The sequence below is a fragment of the Ramlibacter sp. AN1015 genome (assembly GCF_037726105.1).
In the GTDB taxonomy this organism is placed as follows: Bacteria; Pseudomonadota; Gammaproteobacteria; order Burkholderiales; family Burkholderiaceae_C; genus Ramlibacter.
The window spans coordinates 333,435-349,935 of the sequence record NZ_JBBJUM010000003.1 but is presented as its reverse complement, the minus strand read 5'-3'; the positions used below and the strand labels follow the sequence as shown (position 1 = coordinate 349,935).

Below are 16,501 nucleotides of genomic sequence, written 5' to 3'. Positions count from 1 at the left end.
CCTGAAGGACTCTGGAGACCATGGATCGTCGATCCCTCATCAAGAATGCCGGCATCGCCGGCGTGCTCGCGGCAGGCGTCGCACCCGCAGTGCACGCCCAGGCCACCATCCGCTGGCGCCTCGCTTCGAGCTTTCCGAAATCACTGGACACGCTGTTCGGCGGCGCCGAGGTTTTCGCCAAGCAGGTGCGGGCCATGTCCGGGGGCAAGTTCGAGATCTCGACGCACCCGGCCGGCGAGCTGATGCCGGCGTTCGGCGTGGTCGACGGCGTGCAGAACGGCACCGTCGAAGTGGTGCAGACGGCGCCCTACTACTTCTTCGGCAAGGATGAGACGTTCACCCTCGGCTGCGCGATCCCCTTCGGCCTGAACAGCCGGCAGATGACCGCCTGGATGGTCGAGGGCAACGGCGGCAAGTTGATGCGGGAGTTCTACTCGCGCTACAACATGATCAACTTCCCCTGCGGCAACACCGGCGCCCAGATGGGCGGGTGGTTCCGCAAGGAGATCAAGGGCGTCCAGGATCTCAAGGGCCTGAAGTTCCGCATCGCCGGCTTCGCGGGCCGCATCATGGAACGCATGGGCGTGGTGCCGCAGAACCTGCCCGGTGGTGAGGTCTACACCGCGCTCGAGAAGGGCACCATCGACGCAGCCGAGTGGGTCGGTCCTTACGACGACCAGAAGCTCGGTTTCGTGAAGGTCGCACCGTTCTACTACTACCCTGGCTTCTGGGAAGGCTCTGCCGAGCTGGATTTCTTCATCAACCAGAAAGCCTGGGACTCGCTGTCGGCCGAGAACAAAGCCATCGTCGAGGCCGCCTCGGCGCAGGCTCACGTAGAGACTCAGGCCCGCTACGACGCGCGCAACCCGGTGGCACTGAAGCAGCTCGTGGCATCGGGCGCCAAGCTGCGCCCCTTCCCGCAGGACATGATGAACGAGGCGTTCAAGCACGCAGCGGCCATCTACGAGGAAACGTCCGCGAAGAACGAGAGCTTCCGCAAGATCTACGCGGACCTGGCCAGCTTCCGTGCCGACCAGAACCTGTGGTTCCGCTTCACCGAAGGCACCTTCGACCGTTTCATGCAGGCGCAGAAGCTCTGAACCGGCTGACGGTTCGTGCTTCGCGCGGGGCCCCTTCGGGGGCCTTTTTTCATGGCGAGGGCGAAGGTGCATGGTTGCGAGGCGCGCCGCGTGCCCAGCGCGAGAGGAATCGCTGCATCGCCGGTACCTGGGCAGGAACGGATGCAGGAACTGCGAGGTGCAAGGAAAGCGACTCGCCATCGAGCCGGGGGCAAGTCGTGCAGGGCGCCGGCGTCCTGTTCGACCGTGTTGCCCTTCTGTCCCGGTCGGAGTTTCGGCCGTGCCAGTCCGGAAGGGAGCAGCTGCGTTCCGCGCGCCAAGTCACCTCCTCTACAGCAGCGGAACTCCGACGCCAATCAGGGTGGCAAGCACCACGAACCAGATCACCACGCGGCCGGCCCAGGAGCCATCCCTGGTGTCGGTTTCGGCATCGGAAGCATCGGGTTGGTCGGCGGCGGCCGACGGCTGCGGCGGTGCCGTGGTCGATGCAGAACGCTGCGTGGATGCGGTGCTGCCCGAGAACCCGGTGAAGAGGGGCAGGCTGGAGAGGCGGGCGGTGCGCAGGTCCATGGTGAGTGTGCAGAGGGATGTGCGGCGGCAGGCGCCACCCGCGCAGCGAGTGTGCCGCGTCGCAGTCCATCGCTTTGCGCCAAGGCTGACAGGGTCCCTGTCAGCTTTGACGAGGCTGCGGTGCCTCCGCTCGGCGGTGCAGGCGCGCAGCAGCGCCCCACCGGCGTGGGTGGGCATCCTCAGTCTTGCAGCCGGGGTCGCCGAAGTAGCCGCTTGAAAGCATGCAAGGTACGGTCGGCCAAGGCAGAGGAGAGCCGCGGCGCCGCCCGCGATCAGCGCATGTCGAGGTCGGGCGGCACCGGAGCGCGCGAGCGCACGCGCAGGTGCAATGCGGCCTGCGCCAGCAGGTTTGCCGACACCGGTGCCGTGACGAACATGAAGAGCGTGATGAGCAGTTCCCGCAAGACCGGCTCGCCCGCCATGCCGTGCCACACCATGCTGGCCACCAGCAGCCCGCCGACGCCGAGCGTGCTGGCCTTGGTGGGCGCATGCAGCCGCATGAAGAAGTCGCGAAAGCGCACGAAGCCGATCGCGCCGATCAGCATGAACGCGCCACCCACCACCAGCAGCAGCGCGACGACGGCCTCGCCAAGAAGATGCAGTGCGGAGATGTCCATGGCCAGCCAGCCTTCCTATTCGATGACGTCGCCGCGCGCGATGAAGCGCGCGAGGGCGACAGTGGAGATGAATCCGAGCATGGCGATCACCAGCGCGGCCTCGAACAGCAGCGTGCTGTCCAGGCGCATGCCCAGCAGGATTACAAGCCCGACGGTGTTGATGTAGAGCGTGTCCAGCGCCAGCACGCGGTCGGTGGTTTCCGGTCCGACGAGAAGGCGCCATGCAGTCAGCACCACGGCCAGTGCGACCGCCGCCAAAGCGAAATCGAGAGCCCAGCCGATCATCCGAAGATCTCCTTGAGCGGACGCTCGTAGCGCCGCGCGATGTCGTCCACGATCGCCTGCGGATGCGGTGCGTCCAGCGCGTGCACCAGGATCTCGCGGCGTGCCTCGTCCACCACGCAGGACACCGTGCCCGGGGTGTTGGTGATGATGGTCGCCAGTAGGGCGACACCCCGCGGCTCCGTGAGGGTGTAGGGCACGCGCACCCACGCCGGCTGCGGCGCGGAGGCGGGGTTGAGCACGATGCGCGCCACGGCGAGGTTGGCGACCAGGATGTCCCAGAGCACGGTGAACGCGAGCTTGAGCGCGGCTCCGGGTGCGCGCGGCCGGCTGCCGGCGCCGATGAAGCCATGGACCAGCCAGGGCAGCACCAGGCCCAGGATGGCCGCCCAGAGCAGGTGCACCAGATCGAGCGAGCCTTGCAGCAGCAGCCAGACGACGGCGATCACCACGGACAGGGCGGGGTGCGCGAGCCATCGGCGTTGGCCGGCGCGGTCTCGGCTGCTTTCAGGGTGGTGGTTATTCATTGCGGGGTTCCTGTGGGGCGGTAGGGGCGCACGGCCTCGGCACCCCGTGCGGGCCCGAGCACCGCGCGCGCCAGGCCGTCGCGGTCCAGCAGCTGCACGACGGCGGCATCGGTATAGCGCTTGAGCGGCCCGGCGGCCGCCGACAGGCCGACCATCGCGGCCACCAGCAGCATGGTGGCGGCGACCAGGCGCGCGGGGGCACGGCGCACCGATGCAGGCTCTGGCGTGACCTTCCAGAACATGACGCTGCCCGCGCGGCTCAGGCTCAGCAGGGACAGGAAACCGACCAGCAGCAGGGTGGTCCAGACCCAGGGGGCGGCCGGGCCGGTGGTCGCCTGCAGGATCATCAGCTTGCCGATGAAGCCGGGCAGCGGCGGCAGCCCGATGATCGAGGCCGCGAGCACCAGCAGCAGCGTGCCCAGAAGCGCCGGCTGGGCCAGCGGCGCGGTGGTGGCGAGCCGGTCTGCGTCCTCGCCGCGCTCGCGCGCCAGCAGGTCGGTGACCAGGAACAGCCCGGCGACGACGATGGTGCTGTGCAGCGTGTAGTAGATGGCGCCCGACCAGGCGGCGGCGTTGAACAGCGCCACGGCCGCCAGGATGTTGCCGACCGAGGCGATCGTGAGCCAGGCCACCAGCCGGGACAGCGACGTGGACGCGATGGCGCCCAGCGCGGCGATCAGGCTGCCCGCCAGCGCCAGCGGCAACAGCCAGCCCGCCACCAGCAGCGCAGACTCTCCGGCGCCTTCGCCGAACACCACGCCATGCACGCGCACGATCGCGTACACGCCCACCTTCGTCATCAGGGCGAAGAGCGCCGCCACGGGTGCTCCGGTGGCGGCATAGGTGGCAGGCAGCCACAGGTGCAGGGGCAGCAGGGCGGCCTTGAAGCCGAACACGACCAGCAGCAGCAGCGCACCGACCTGCAGCAGCACCGCGTCGGTGCCGGTGACGCTGCCGACCCGCACGGCCAGGTCGGCCAGGTTGAGCGTGCCGGTGACGGCGTAGAGCAAGGCCACGCCGATCAGGAACAGCCCGGAGGCCGCGAGGTTGAGCGCGACGTACGGCACGCCCACCTGGAAGCGTTCGCGGCCCTGGCCGTGCACCAGCAGCACGTACGAGGCGATCAGCAGCACCTCGAAGAACACGAAGAGGTTGAACAGGTCGCCGGTGAGGAAGGCGCCGTTCAGGCCCATCAGCTGGAACTGCAGCAGCGCGTGGAAGTGGCGCCCGCGCGCGTCCCAGCCGGCGCAGGCGTAGGCGGCCACGGGCAGGGCAACGGCCTGGGTCAGCAGCACCATCAGGGCGGACAGCCGATCGACCACCAGCACGATGCCGAAGGGTGCCTCCCAGGCGCCAAGCCGGTAGACGCGCCACTCACCGCCATGGGCATCGACCGCGACCGCGACGGCGATGCCCAGCGACAGGGCGATGGAGGTGAGCGACACCACCCGCGCGCGCAGCAGGGTGCGCAGGCCCGTCGAGCCGCCGCGCCCGTCGAGGCCGTCGCCGAGGGCGAGCAGCAGTACCGCGGTCAGCAGCGGCACCAGGACCGGCAGCACCGGCAGGTGCGATTCGAGTGCCAGCAACGGGCTCATGACCGTGCCTTCCCGGAGGGCGGCTCCACACCATCGACATGGTCGGTTCCCGACTCGTGGCGACTGCGCAATGCCATCTCGATCAGCAGCCCGGTGGTGGCGAATCCGATCACGATCGCGGTGAGCACCAGCGCCTGGGGCAAGGGGTCGGCCGACGGCTGGCCCGCAGCGAGGATGGGGGGCGCTGCGACCCAGAGCCGTCCGGTCACGAAGATGAAGACATTGACGGCGTAGCTCAGGACCGTGAGCCCCAGCACTAGTGGGAAGGTGCGCCCGCGCAGCATCAGGTAGATGCCGCAGGCGGTGACCCAGCCGAGGCCGGTGGCGACGAGGAATTCCATGCTCAGGTTCATTCGGGCTCCCGGCTCGCCGCCCCCAGGGTGGCGAACAGCAGCAAGGTCGCGCCGACCACCGTGATGTAGACGCCGAGGTCGAACAGGGCGGCAGTGGCCAGCCCGACATCGCCGAGCAGCGGCAGGTGGGGGTGCGCGTGGGCGCTGGTGAGGAAAGGCTGATCCAGGACCATGGCGCCGATGCCGGTGGCAGCGGCGATGCCCAGCCCCAGGGCAATCCATCGGGTGAAGCGCCGCTGCGCCTGTCCACCCAGGTTGGCTTCGGCTTCGCGCTGGCCCAGCGCCATGTACTGCAGCACCACCGCCGCAGCGGTCACGAGGCCGGCGATGAAGCCGCCGCCGGGGAGGTTGTGGCCGCGCCAGAACAGGTAGGCCGTGCTCGCCAGCGCCAGCGGCAGGATGAAGCGCGCCACCACGCGCAGCATCAGCGAGGGCTGCGCAAAGGACCAGGGCTGGCCGGCCAGGCCGGGCGCCCGGTGCACGCGCATGCCCTGCAGCATCGCCAGGACGCCGACCGCGGCGATGCCCAGCACCGTGATCTCGCCAAAGGTGTCGAAGCCGCGGAAATCGACCAGGATCACGTTTACCGCGTTGGAGCCGCCTCCCTTGGGCACCGCCTGTTCGAGGAAGTACCAGGACAGCGAATCGTGGTCGCGGGTGAGCACCAGCCACGCCAGCCAGGCCACGCCGGTGCCGGCGGCGCCGGCCAGCAAGCCGTCGCGCAGCCGGCGCCCCGCAGTCGATTCGCGCGGGGTGGTCGCCGGCAGCAAGGCCAGGCCCATCAGCAGCAAGGCCGTGGAGACGACTTCCACCGAGAGCTGCGTCAGCGCGAGGTCGGGCGCGGAGAAGGACTCGAAGGTGATGGCGGTGATCAGTCCGATCACGCCTGCCAGCACCACGGCGCGCAGGCGCTGGCGGTGGCCGAGCAGCAGGGCGGCCCCGGCCGCGATGAGGAGCAGCCACAGGACGATCGCCAGGAGGTTGGCCGGCAGCAGGGCGCGGTCGCCCGCCGCGACCGGTGCGCCGGCGCGCAGCATCGGCCACGCGCCCACCACCAGCGCCGCGAGCACCATGAGGGTCAGGTAGCGCTGCAGCGAGCCGTTTTCCATGGTGTGCGTCACGCGTCGCGAGAAGGTTCGCAGCCTGTCGATGGCATGGGTGAACAGCAGCCTTCCGGTCAGGCGCGCAGGGTGGTGCAGGTGCAGGCGGTAGCGGCGCTGCAGCCCCAGGTACATCAGCACGCCGCCGACCAGCGCCACCAGGCTCATGAGCAGCGGCACGTTGAAGCCGTGCCACAGCGCGAGCTTGTACTCGGGCGGGGCTTCGTTGAGCACGGCGGCGGCCGCGACGCGCACCATCGGTCCGAAGGTGGCGGCGGGCAGGATGCCGACCGCCAGGACGACGACGACCAGCAGCGCGACCGGCAGCTTCATGAACAGCGGCGGCTCGTGCGGCACCTTCGGCAGATCGCGCGGTGGACCGTGGAAGAACACGTCGTGGATGAAGCGCACCGAATACGCGACGGAGCAGATGCCGAAGAAGACGGCAATCACCGGCACCGTGTAGCCCCAGGAGACGCCGGCGCTCAGCGCCTCGTTGAAGAACATTTCCTTGGAGAGAAAGCCGTTGGCCAGCGGGATTCCGGCCATCGATGCGGCCGCCACCATGGCGAGCGTGGCCGTCCAGGGCAGCAAGCTGCGCAGGCCCCCCAGGCGCCGCATGTCGCGCGTGCCGGTCTCGTGGTCGATGATGCCGGCGGTCATGAACAGCGATGCCTTGAAGGTGGCGTGGTTCAGCACGTGGAACACGGCGGCCACCTTGGCCAGCGGGGAGTTCAGCCCGAGCAGGAACACCAGCAGGCCCAGGTGGCTGATGGTGGAGTAGGCGAGCAGGCCCTTGAGATCGTGCTTGAAGACGGCCACGTAGGCGGCGAAGGACAGCGTGAGCAGCCCCGCGCCGGCGACCCAGAACTGGAACGTGTCGGTGCCACCGATCACGGGATAGAGACGCGCGAGCAGGAACACGCCCGCTTTCACCATGGTCGCCGAGTGCAGGTAGGCCGAGACGGGCGTCGGCGCTGCCATGGCTTCGGGCAGCCAGAAGTGGAAGGGCACCTGCGCGCTCTTGGTGAAGCAGCCCACCAGGACGAGCGCCAGGATCAGCGGGTACTGCGGATGCGCGCGGATCAGGTCGCCGCGGTCGAGCAGCACCGAGAGCTCGTAGCTGCCGCCGGCCTGGCCGAGCAGGATGACGCCGGCCAGCAGCGCGAGACCGCCGCCGCCGGTGACGGTGAGGGCCATGCGCGCGCCTGCGCGGGCATCGGCGCGGTGGCCCCAGTAGCCGACCAGCAGGAAAGAGGACACGCTGGTCAGCTCCCAGAACACCACCAGCAGCAGCAGGTTGTCCGAGAGCACGACCCCCAGCATGGCGGCCATGAACAGCATCAGCAGCGCGTAGAACTTGCCGGCGGGATCGTCCGGGCCAAGGTAATAGGCCGCGTACAGCACGATGAGCACGCCGACCGACGTGATCAGCAGCGCGAACATCAGGGCCAGTCCGTCCAGGCGCAGGCCGATATTCAGGCCCAGGTCGGGCAGCCACGCCGCCTGCAGCAGCAGGGTCTCACCCGCGAACACCGCCGGAGCGAGCACCAGCAGCAGCGCCATCGCGGCCAGCGTGATGCCCGCCGCCACCCAGGCCGCGGCGCGCCGGCGCCCCGCCTGCGGTGAGCGGCCCGCCGCGTATGTGAGGATCACCCCCGGCAGCAGGGGCAGCAGGATGACGGCCGCGAGCCACGCGCTCATGGCGTCGGGCAGCCGATGCGCGGATCGGCGGAGAAATCGTCAAGGGCTTTCATAACCCGCGAAGTCTACGTGCTGTGCATGGGTGCACAGGGAGCGCTGCTGGCGAAAGCGCGGTGCCCTGGTGCAAGCTGTTCCGCTGCTGCTGCTGCTGCTGCTGCTGCTGCTGCTGCTGCTGCTGCTGCAGCAGGTGCAGGTGCAGGTGCAGGTGCAGGTGGGGTGCAGGTGCAGGTGGGGTGCAGATGGGGTGGCGGCGGCGGTGCCCGCGGACGGGTTCGAAGGATTCACCCCCTTCGCCAGTGCCGTGAGCACGATGTCGCCTGCAAGGGGCGCAATCGTCCGCCGGGCACGGCAGTGGCTTGTGCCGGCATCGTCAGAATCGCGTCGGCCGCGCGCTGCGGCGGATCTACTCGATGCGACCGAGCCAGGCGCCGGTGCGCTCCAGCCGCTCCTGCAACTGCGTGACATCGACCTCCGCGGCCGGGCGCGCACCTGCGAGCGCCAGGTCGGCTGCGAGCCCGACCGCCTGTCCCATGACGAAGCAGGCGCCCGTGACGCGCGCGGCGGACTGCGCTTCGTGGCTCATCGAGGCGCAGCGCCCCGCCACCCACACGTTGTCCAGGGACGGTGTCACGGTCATGCGGTAGGGCAGGTGGTTGAAGCCGCGGCTCTCGGGGATCTTGGGCCAGCGAAACTCGACGTCGCCCTTGAGGTGCAGCTCCAGCGGCCACCCGTTTACGCCCACGGTGTCGTCGAAGCTCGCGCACTCCAGCACGTCCGATTCGGTGAGTTCGTAGAGCCCGCGCACGCGCCGTGTCTCTCGGATGCCGACCTGCGGCGCGATATCGACGATGTAGCTGTTCTCGAAGCCGGGGACCTCGCGCAGAAAGCCTGCGACCTCGGCGATCTGGCGCCGTCCCAGCATCTCGGCGGCACTGAGTTCGAGGGCGTCGGTGCCGTCCATGGCGTTGCCATCGGCGTTGGCGAGCTGCGTAAGGTTGACCCTCCACTCGATTCCGCTCTTTTGCGGGCGCACGATGGGCGTCTTGCGCGGGAACCGGTAGCGGCCTTCCGCCTCGGCCTGCAGCATCAGGCCCGGAATGGTCTGCCAGGCCGCGCCCGCGCGTTGCGGGTCGATGCCGTTGATGCGGAACATGGTCGAGGGATAAAGCATGTTGCCGGCGCCGTCGCCCTTCTCGAACGCGGCGCCTGCCCACGCGGCGAGGTCGCCGTCGCCCGAGGCATCGACGAAGGCGCGGCCGACCACGGCGACACGGCCCGACTTGGTCTCCACCAGCAGGGCACGCGCCCTTCGCGGCGACTCCATCACCACGCCCGCCGCCAGCGCGTGGAACAGCACCTGCACGCCCGCCGACTGCATCAGCTCGTCGGCGGCGATCTTGTAGGCCGCCGTGTCGTAGGCCTGCGCCACGGTCTTGCCGAAGAGGGCGTGCGGCGCGTTGAGCCCGCCGAGGCGATCGATGCGCGCGAGCAGCTCGTCGGCCACGCCGTGGACGACCTGCCGGATGTCGCCGTGCACGTTGGCATGCAGGCCGCAGAAATTGGTGACGCCGGCGGCGGTGCCCATGCCGCCGAGGAAGCCGTAGCGTTCGATGAGCAGCGTGCTGCGGCCGGCCTGCGCTGCGGCCACGGCGGCGGCCATGCCGGCCGGGCCGCCGCCGAGGACGACGACGTCGTATTCGCTCAGGATCGGCGTCTGCCGAGCGGGCTCAGAGAGGGAGCTCGAGTTCATAGGTGGTAGAAGTCCACGACCCCGGGGAAGAGGTCGTTGCAGACGATGATCTTCTTGCGCGTGAAACGCCAGGCGGTGTCGTCCAGGCGCAGGGTGTACTCGTAGCGGCCGAAGCGGTGCTGCGCGCGCACCAGGCGCGGGTCCCAGTCGTGCACCTGCCAGCTGGCGGTGCCGACGATGGTGTGCTCGCCCTCGAATTGCGCCAGCACGTTGGAGCTCAGATGGGTGGTGCGCGGCAGCGGCATCGAGGTCACCGACTTGCGGGTGCGGATGCGCAGCACCCGCTCTTCGAGGCCCGCGCGCGAAGGGTGCCAGGCCAGCGAGACCTCGCGCTCGACGTCCTCGACGAGATGGTCCTCGTCGCGCCAGCTGGGCACCCACCAGCTGCAGTCGGGGGCGTACAGCGACAGCCAGGCATCCCACTGCCGCGTGTCCAGCAGGTGCCCTTCCCGGGCCAGCAGGTGGGCGGCGATGGCGCGGGCGTCGTGGTCCGTGCTCACGCGTGTCCCTCACGTTTCAGCCCGCGCCGCAGCAGGCGCATCCATTCGCGGTAGGGGCCGTGCAGACAGGTCTCGTCGCCGAAGCTCACCGGCCCCCAGGCCCAGCCGGCAGGCGACAGGCCCAGCTCGGCGCCGAAGGGGTCCTGCGCCACGACGCCGGTGCCGAGGCCGCGGGCATACCCTTGCAGTTCGCCGGCCGCAACGGCCTGGTAGCCCGACTGCAGGTACTCGTACATCAGGTGGTCGTCCGACGAAGCGAGGCCTGCGGGGTTGAAGAAGTCTTCGTAGTTGCGGATGCGCATGGCCCGCGCCTGCGCGCCCTCGCCGACCGGGGCCAGGCAATGCGAGGTCATTTCCGTGCGGCCGGGGGCCAGCGGGCGCCAGGTGCGCAGCTGCTGGGAGCTGATATCGACGATCTGCAGGTTGGGAAAGATGGTGAGGTTGCGCTGGCGCAGCATCCAGCGCGTGTCGTCCTCGCCGACGCGGGCGCGGATCTCATCGACGGCACCCGGGTCCTTGGCCAGGGGGCGCGCGTGCACGCGTCCCTGCTTGCGAATCGCATACATCATGGCGTGCCCGTTGCCGAGCGACCAGCTGCCGGCGCCTTCGGGCACCTCGGGCGCCTCGTGGCTCACAGGAGCCGGCGCGGCGCCGGCCTGCACGCGCTGCTGCAGCACGTCCATGTAGGCGCTGTGCGTGGAGGAGAAATGGTAGTAGTCGAGTCCGTTCTCCAGCTGCAGCTTCCAGTTGCCGTCGAAGGTGTAGTGCATGCTGCCAGGGAGGTACTCGACGCCGTGGGGGCTCTGGTCGGCCACGAGGTCGAGGAACTTGCGCGCCTGCCCCAGGTGCTCGGCCAGCGTCGGCACCTCGGGGTTGAGGCTGCCGAAGACGAAGCCGCGATAGCTCTCCAGTTGCGCGATCGGCACCAGGTCGTGGTCGGTGCGGTCGAAAGCCGCGTGGTACTGGCCGTCGCGCGCCTGCGCTACGGCGACGTTGCGGCCGCCGCTGTCGAAGGTCCAGCCGTGGTAGCGGCAGACGTGCACCCGCTGGTTGCCGGAACGCCAGGGCACCACCATGGCGCCGCGGTGGCGGCAGCTGTTGTAGAAGCAGCGGATGCGACCGTCCGCATCGCGCGAGAGCACCACCGGCTGGCGCCCCATGTGCAGCGTGACGAAGTCGTGCGGCCGCGGGATCTGGCTCTCGAGTCCGAGGAACAGCCAGGTGCCCTCGAACACATGGGCCATCTCCAGCGCGAACAGCTCGGGGTCGGTGAACACCTCCCGCGAGACGGCGAAGACGCCGTCCGCGGGCCGGTCGTCCACCAGCGCCGCAAGGCGCTCGGGGGTGACGACGCGGTGCATGCGAGCGGGGCCTTATTCGACCTTCACGTTGGCCTGCTGGATCACCTTGGACCACACGCCCGTGTCGGCCTCGATCCGCTTGACGAGGCCCTGCGCGTCGGTGCCCTGGGCCTGCCAGCCCTGCTTCAGAAGCGCTTCCTTGATCTCGGGGCGCTGCAGGATCTCGCTGATCTCCTTGGTCAGCCGCGCCGCCACCGGCTCGGGCATGCTGGCCGGCGCGATGGCGGCCGTCCAGAGCTCGGCCTCGAAGTTCGGCAGGGTCTCGGCGATGGTGGGGACGTCGGGCACCAGCGGCGACGGTTTGGCCGAGGTGATGCCCAGCAGCTTGACCTTGCCCGCCTTGGCCTGCGCCAGCGCGCCGGAGGGCGCCATGAAGGCTGCATCGATCTGCTGGCCGAGGATGGCGTTGGTGACGGCGGGGAAGCCCTGGTAGGGCACGTGCACCATGGGCAGCTCGGCGCGGCTGGCGAACAGCTCCATGGTGAGGTGCGAGCCCGAGCCCAGCCCCACCGAGCCGTAGGTGGCGCCACCCTGCTTCTGCTTGGCCCAGGCGATGAATTCCTTCAGGTTGTTCGCCGGCACGCTGGTGGAGGTCACCAGCACCAGCGGGCTGGTGGCGGCCAGGCTGATCGGCTTGATGTCCTTGATGGGGTCGTAGGGCAGCTTCGAATAGAGCTGCTTGGAGGTGGTGAGCGGGCCGTTGGTGGTGACGCCGAAGGTGTGGCCGTCTCGCGCGAGGTTGACCTGCTGCACGCCGATGTTGCCGCCGGCGCCGGGCTTGTTCTCGACCACCACCGGGGTTCCGAGGGACTTCGAGAGGGGCTCCGAGATGGTGCGGGCCACCAGGTCGGGCGAGGTGCCGGCGGGGAAGCCGACGATCAGCTTGACCGGCTGTTGCGGCCAGTTCGAGTCGGCGCTCTGGGCGTTGGCAAGGCTGCAGGTTGCGGCGAGCGCGAAAAGGGCGAAGCGTGCGGTTTTCAAGGTGTCTCCTGATTCTGCCGAGGACATCGGGTCGATCAGTCTACGGCAAGCCGGCAACGCAACGGGGCCAGCCGGCGGTCCGGGACGCCCTGCGGAATCCGCCCGCTGCAGGAGCGCCGACGACATGAGTGCAGCCGCAACCCGAGGAGCACATGCCCGCCGACGGACCGGAACGCGGAACAGGAGGCGCGCAGGAAGAGGCGCGGAGAAGGAATGGCGGAGAAAGGCGGCGGTTCCAAGCGCAGGGCGCGCAGCGCAGATTGGAGCAGGGCGCCCCTGCAGGCAGAGGCACCCTGGCGTCGTGTCAGCGCTTGAAGAGTTCGTCGAGCTCTTTTTGCGTGTCGCCAGCAGGCTCCGGCGGCGGAGGCGGCTGCAGTCCGTCGAGCTGCGGCACGCTGCCTGGCACCGGCGGCGGTGCGAAGCCGGGCATCTGCAGCCGCTCCATCACTTCCTTGTCGCTCAGCTTCTTCGTCTTCTCGATGTTGCCGGACACCAGCTGCGGGAAGGCGATGATGCTGGAGACCATGGCAACCTGCAGGACGATGAAGGCGATGGAGCCCTTGTAGATCTGCCCGGTGGTGACGGCCGGGATCTGGCGCCCGGTGATGCGGTCCTTGTAGTCGGTGCGGGCGGCGACGCTGCGCAGGTAGAACAGCGCAAAGCCGAACGGCGGCGTGAGGAACGAGGTCTGCAGGTTCATGGCGAGGATCACGCCGAACCACACGAGGTCGATGCCCATCTTCTCGGCCACCGGCGCCAGCAGCGGAATGACGATGAAGGCGATCTCGAAGAAGTCGATGAACATCCCCAGCAGGAACACCAGCAGGTTCACCACGATCAGGAAGCCGATCTGTCCGCCCGGGATGCGGTCGAACAGGTGCTCGACCCAGATGTGGCCGTCGGCCGCATTGAAGGTGAAGCTGAAAATGGTGGAGCCCACCAGGATGAACATCACGAAGGTTGCCAGGCGGGTGGTGCTGTCCAGCGCCTGCGTGAGCAGCCCGAAGGACAGGCGCCGCTTGCCGATCGCCAGGATCAGTGCGCCCAGCGCGCCCATGGCGCCGCCTTCGGTGGGCGTCGCGACGCCCAGGAAGATGGTGCCCAGCACCAGGAAGATCAGGATGAGCGGCGGCATCAGCACGAAGGTGACCTGCTCGGCCAGCCGGGAGAGCAGGTTCATTCCCGACAGGCGGTTGGCCAGCGACAGCACCAGCGCAGTCAGTGATGCGACCGTCATGGACATGATGAGGACTTCGTCGCCGGGGCTGGCCGTCGAACGCTCGAGCCAGGAGGACATCAGGCTGTCGTGCATGCGCGACCAGGCAACGCCGACGGCCGTGGCGATGCCGAGCAGCACCAGCAGCGACGCATGGCCCGAGCTGCCGTTGCGCTCACGGTAGATGCGCGCTTCGGGCGGCAGCGCCGGCACGGCCTTGGGCGCGAAGATCGCGGCCACCACCACGAAGAGGATGTACAGACCGACCAGCATCAGCCCCGGGATCAGCGCGCCCTGGTACATGTCGCCGACAGACCGTCCGAGCTGGTCGGCCAGCACGATCAGCACCAGCGAGGGCGGAATGGCCTGGGCGAGCGTTCCCGATGCCGTGATCACGCCCGTGGCGATGGCCCGGTTGTAGCCATAGCGCAGCATGATGGGCAGCGAGATCAGGCCCATGGAAATGACGGCGGCGGCCACCACGCCGGTGGTGGCGGCGAGCAGCGCGCCGACCAGAATGACTGCAATGGCCAGCCCGCCGCGCAAAGGCCCGAACACCTGACCGACGGTCTCAAGAAGGTCCTCTGCCATCCCGGATTTCTCCAGGATGATCCCCATGAAGGTGAAGAAGGGGATGGCCAGCAGGGTGTCGTTCTGCATGATGCCGAAGATGCGCAGCGGCAGCGCCTGGAACAGCGTCGGCGGGAACAGGCCGAGTTCCATGCCCAGGAAGCCGAAAGCCAGGCCGGTGGCTGCGAGCGCGAATGCGACCGGAAAACCCGTGAGCAGGAAGGCGAGCAGCCCCCCGAACATCAAGGGCACGAAGTTCTGGGTGATCAGTTCGATCATGGTCACTTGTCTCCGTGCGCGGGGGCCCGCGTTTCGGTCTGTCCCGCCAGTTCGTGGGCGACCTGGTCGGGTTCGGGTTCATGGGTGGCGAGGGTGTCCGGACCGACGCCGCGCAGAAAGGCGATGCGCTTGACCAGCTCCGACAGGCCCTGCAGCAGCAGCAGCCCGAACCCGAGCGGCACCAGCATGTAGACGGGCCAGCGGATCAGGCCGCCGGCGTTGGACGACATCTCGCCCGAGTTGTAGGCGTTCACGAAGAGCGGCCAGCTGAGATAGATGCAGATGAGGCAGAAGGGCGCCAGGACGACCAGGATGCCGGCGACATCGATCCAGTTGCGCGTGCGGGCGCTCAGGCGCGAGGCGACGAAGTCGATGCGCACGTGGGCGTTCTGCAGGAGCACGTAACCGGCGGCGAGCATGAAGACCGCCGCGAACAGGTACCACTGGATCTCGAGCAGGGCGTTCGAACTGGAATCGAAGGCCTTGCGCACGATGGCATTGCCGGCGCTGATGAGGGTGGTGGCCAGTACCAGCCACATCGCCAGCCTGCCCACCCAGGTGTTGAGCCGGTCGATGAAGCCCGAGAGGGCGAGGAGCACAGTCATGTGCGGAGTCTCCGGGGAGTGTTGTCAGGTTTGGTAAGGTGAGGGTAACCGGCGAGTCTGCCGTGGCGAAGCGGCTCCGACTGAACGATTTCTGACAAAAACGCCTTTTCCCCACACCGGAGACCCGCCGGGCCAGCGACCGCTCGCGTCCCAACCCCGATTGTCGGTACCAAACCGCATGCCCCTGCCGCCCGCCGCGATCGATACGCCCACCATGCGCTGTGCCGGACGCGAGCTGCTGTCGCTCGCGTTGATGGACGCGCGCAACCACACCCTGCAGCTTCTCGGCGTCTGGGAACAGGCCGTGATCGACGGCATCGCGCCGCCCGAAGGCGAGGCGGCGCAGGCTCGTTGGATCGCCGGGCATGTCGGCTGGCTGGCCGAATGGTGGCTGCTGCGCCTCCCGGAGTTGGCGCCTGGCGAGACTGGCGCCGCGCTGCGCGAGCGGCGGACCGCCGGCCTTCCCGGCGCCGACGCGGTGTTCGACATCCGGCATATGGCGGCGGCACCGCGCAGTCCGGGCTTGCTGCCCGACGCGTCCGCGACGCGCGGCTGGCTTCTGGCGACGCTCGACCGGACGCTCGAGCTGCTGTCGGATGCCGAGGAAGGCGACGAGGACCTGGAACTGCACCGCGCTGCCCTGTTCCACGAGGATGCCCGCAGCGAGCAACTGCTCGTGCTGGCACAGCAAGCCGGGCTGCGGCTGCCCGTGGCCGCGCCCGAGCCGGCCGGCCTGCGCGATGCGTTGTGGATGCCGGCGCTGCGCTGGCGCATGGGCTATGACGGGCCGGGCTTCGCGTTTCCGCTGGAGCGGCCGGCTCACGAGGTGGCGGTGCCGGAATTCGAGATCGACGCGCAGCCGGTCACCTGGTCCCAGTACGTCGAGTTCGTGGCCGACGGCGGCTACGACCGGCCGGAACTCTGGCGGCCGGCCGGCTGGGCCTGGCTGCAGCAGGAGGGCCGGCGCGCGCCGCGCCACGTCGAGGAGATCGGCGTGCGCAGCGGCGCGGTCTTGCAGTCGTGGTTCGGCGTGCCCTTGCGACGAGCTGGGGGGCAGGCTGTGATGCATGTGAGCTGGTGGGAGGCCGATGCATGGGCGCGCTGGGCCGGGCGGCGCCTGCCGACCGAGGCCGAGTGGGAGGTGGCCGCGCATCTCGCGGCGCAGCGGGGTTTCCGCTGGGGCGAGGTGCACGAGTGGACGCTCGACCTGCTGCGTCCCTGGGATGGGTACGTCGCGCCTGCGTGGGCCGACGGGACGCTGTTCGATCCGACGCCCGGCTGGGGGCGTGCGCGCGTGCGGCGCGCCGCGAGCCTCGCGACCCGCGCGCGCATGAAGCATCCCAAGGCCCGGGCCTTCGCCATGCCCGAGCACGACCAGGACTTCGTCGGCTTTCGCACCTGCGCGTTGTGAG

At 69.2% G+C, this 16,501-nt stretch carries 15 protein-coding genes; 2 read left to right on the top strand and 13 right to left on the bottom strand.

Going from position 1 to position 16,501, the window contains the following annotated elements; translation table 11 throughout:
* The first annotated feature begins 20 nt into the window (after positions 1-20).
* Positions 21-1,100, top strand: a complete 1,080-nt coding sequence (locus WG922_RS06855; RefSeq protein ID WP_340281590.1) for a TRAP transporter substrate-binding protein — start codon at positions 21-23, stop codon at positions 1,098-1,100.
* Between the two features lie 309 nt (positions 1,101-1,409).
* Here WG922_RS06855 and WG922_RS06850 read toward each other — a convergent pair whose 3' ends face one another.
* The 13 genes from WG922_RS06850 to WG922_RS06790 form a co-directional block, all read right to left on the bottom strand.
* A complete protein-coding gene (locus WG922_RS06850; protein ID WP_340281588.1) occupies positions 1,410-1,649 on the bottom strand; it encodes a hypothetical protein in 240 nt (79 codons plus the stop codon).
* 272 nt (positions 1,650-1,921) lie between these two features.
* Entirely contained in the window at positions 1,922-2,266 is a 345-nt protein-coding gene (locus tag WG922_RS06845; protein WP_340281587.1) for a Na+/H+ antiporter subunit G, read from the bottom strand.
* Between the two features lie 15 nt (positions 2,267-2,281).
* Entirely contained in the window at positions 2,282-2,551 is a 270-nt protein-coding gene (locus WG922_RS06840) for a K+/H+ antiporter subunit F (protein WP_340281585.1), read from the bottom strand.
* On the bottom strand, positions 2,548-3,075 hold the full coding sequence (locus WG922_RS06835) for a Na+/H+ antiporter subunit E (RefSeq protein ID WP_340281583.1): 528 nt from the start codon (positions 3,073-3,075) through the stop codon (positions 2,548-2,550). Before WG922_RS06835 ends, WG922_RS06840 begins: the two co-directional genes overlap by 4 nt.
* Positions 3,072-4,670 (bottom strand): monovalent cation/H+ antiporter subunit D, encoded by a 1,599-nt coding sequence (locus WG922_RS06830; protein WP_340281581.1) that lies wholly within the window; start codon positions 4,668-4,670, stop codon positions 3,072-3,074. Before WG922_RS06830 ends, WG922_RS06835 begins: the two co-directional genes overlap by 4 nt.
* Complete coding sequence (locus WG922_RS06825; RefSeq protein ID WP_340281824.1) at positions 4,667-5,011, bottom strand: Na+/H+ antiporter subunit C; 345 nt, start codon at positions 5,009-5,011, stop codon at positions 4,667-4,669. The genes WG922_RS06830 and WG922_RS06825 overlap by 4 nt, the downstream gene beginning before the upstream one ends.
* Positions 5,012-5,019: 8 nt before the next feature.
* Positions 5,020-7,827: a monovalent cation/H+ antiporter subunit A gene (locus WG922_RS06820; protein WP_340281580.1), complete on the bottom strand. Its 2,808-nt coding sequence runs from the start codon at positions 7,825-7,827 to the stop codon at positions 5,020-5,022.
* A 403-nt stretch (positions 7,828-8,230) separates the two neighbouring features.
* Positions 8,231-9,577 carry an FAD-dependent oxidoreductase gene (locus WG922_RS06815; RefSeq protein WP_340281578.1) on the bottom strand — a complete coding sequence of 449 codons (1,347 nt, stop codon included), beginning with the start codon at positions 9,575-9,577 and terminating at the stop codon, positions 8,231-8,233.
* Positions 9,574-10,077 carry an aromatic-ring-hydroxylating dioxygenase subunit beta gene (locus tag WG922_RS06810; protein WP_340281576.1) on the bottom strand — a complete coding sequence of 168 codons (504 nt, stop codon included), beginning with the start codon at positions 10,075-10,077 and terminating at the stop codon, positions 9,574-9,576. The genes WG922_RS06815 and WG922_RS06810 overlap by 4 nt, the downstream gene beginning before the upstream one ends.
* Entirely contained in the window at positions 10,074-11,438 is a 1,365-nt protein-coding gene (locus tag WG922_RS06805; RefSeq protein ID WP_340281575.1) for an aromatic ring-hydroxylating oxygenase subunit alpha, read from the bottom strand. Before WG922_RS06805 ends, WG922_RS06810 begins: the two co-directional genes overlap by 4 nt.
* A gap of 12 nt (positions 11,439-11,450) precedes the next feature.
* Complete coding sequence (locus WG922_RS06800) at positions 11,451-12,419, bottom strand: Bug family tripartite tricarboxylate transporter substrate binding protein (protein WP_340281574.1); 969 nt, start codon at positions 12,417-12,419, stop codon at positions 11,451-11,453.
* 304 nt (positions 12,420-12,723) lie between these two features.
* Positions 12,724-14,484, bottom strand: coding sequence for a TRAP transporter large permease (locus WG922_RS06795; RefSeq protein ID WP_340281573.1), 1,761 nt, complete (start codon positions 14,482-14,484; stop codon positions 12,724-12,726).
* A gap of 2 nt (positions 14,485-14,486) precedes the next feature.
* Positions 14,487-15,089, bottom strand: a complete 603-nt coding sequence (locus tag WG922_RS06790; protein WP_340281572.1) for a TRAP transporter small permease subunit — start codon at positions 15,087-15,089, stop codon at positions 14,487-14,489.
* 178 nt (positions 15,090-15,267) lie between these two features.
* Here WG922_RS06790 and WG922_RS06785 point away from each other — a divergent pair, with 178 nt between their 5' ends.
* A complete protein-coding gene (locus WG922_RS06785; RefSeq protein ID WP_340281570.1) occupies positions 15,268-16,500 on the top strand; it encodes an SUMF1/EgtB/PvdO family nonheme iron enzyme in 1,233 nt (410 codons plus the stop codon).
* Position 16,501 lies beyond the last annotated feature (1 nt).

Bases quoted from the DNA above. Each gene is read 5' to 3' on its own strand.
- WG922_RS06825 (WP_340281824.1), bottom strand. From the start codon at position 5,011: ATGGAATTCCTCGTCGCCACCGGCCTCGGCTGGGTCACCGCCTGCGGC.
- WG922_RS06835 (WP_340281583.1), bottom strand. From the start codon at position 3,075: ATGAATAACCACCACCCTGAAAGCAGCCGAGACCGCGCCGGCCAACGC.
- WG922_RS06805 (WP_340281575.1), bottom strand. From the start codon at position 11,438: ATGCACCGCGTCGTCACCCCCGAGCGCCTTGCGGCGCTGGTGGACGAC.
- WG922_RS06795 (WP_340281573.1), bottom strand. From the start codon at position 14,484: ATGATCGAACTGATCACCCAGAACTTCGTGCCCTTGATGTTCGGGGGG.
- WG922_RS06855 (WP_340281590.1), top strand. From the start codon at position 21: ATGGATCGTCGATCCCTCATCAAGAATGCCGGCATCGCCGGCGTGCTC.
- WG922_RS06850 (WP_340281588.1), bottom strand. From the start codon at position 1,649: ATGGACCTGCGCACCGCCCGCCTCTCCAGCCTGCCCCTCTTCACCGGG.
- WG922_RS06815 (WP_340281578.1), bottom strand. From the start codon at position 9,577: ATGAACTCGAGCTCCCTCTCTGAGCCCGCTCGGCAGACGCCGATCCTG.
- WG922_RS06830 (WP_340281581.1), bottom strand. From the start codon at position 4,670: ATGAGCCCGTTGCTGGCACTCGAATCGCACCTGCCGGTGCTGCCGGTC.
- WG922_RS06845 (WP_340281587.1), bottom strand. From the start codon at position 2,266: ATGGACATCTCCGCACTGCATCTTCTTGGCGAGGCCGTCGTCGCGCTG.
- WG922_RS06785 (WP_340281570.1), top strand. From the start codon at position 15,268: ATGCCCCTGCCGCCCGCCGCGATCGATACGCCCACCATGCGCTGTGCC.
- WG922_RS06840 (WP_340281585.1), bottom strand. From the start codon at position 2,551: ATGATCGGCTGGGCTCTCGATTTCGCTTTGGCGGCGGTCGCACTGGCC.
- WG922_RS06820 (WP_340281580.1), bottom strand. From the start codon at position 7,827: ATGAGCGCGTGGCTCGCGGCCGTCATCCTGCTGCCCCTGCTGCCGGGG.
- WG922_RS06790 (WP_340281572.1), bottom strand. From the start codon at position 15,089: ATGACTGTGCTCCTCGCCCTCTCGGGCTTCATCGACCGGCTCAACACC.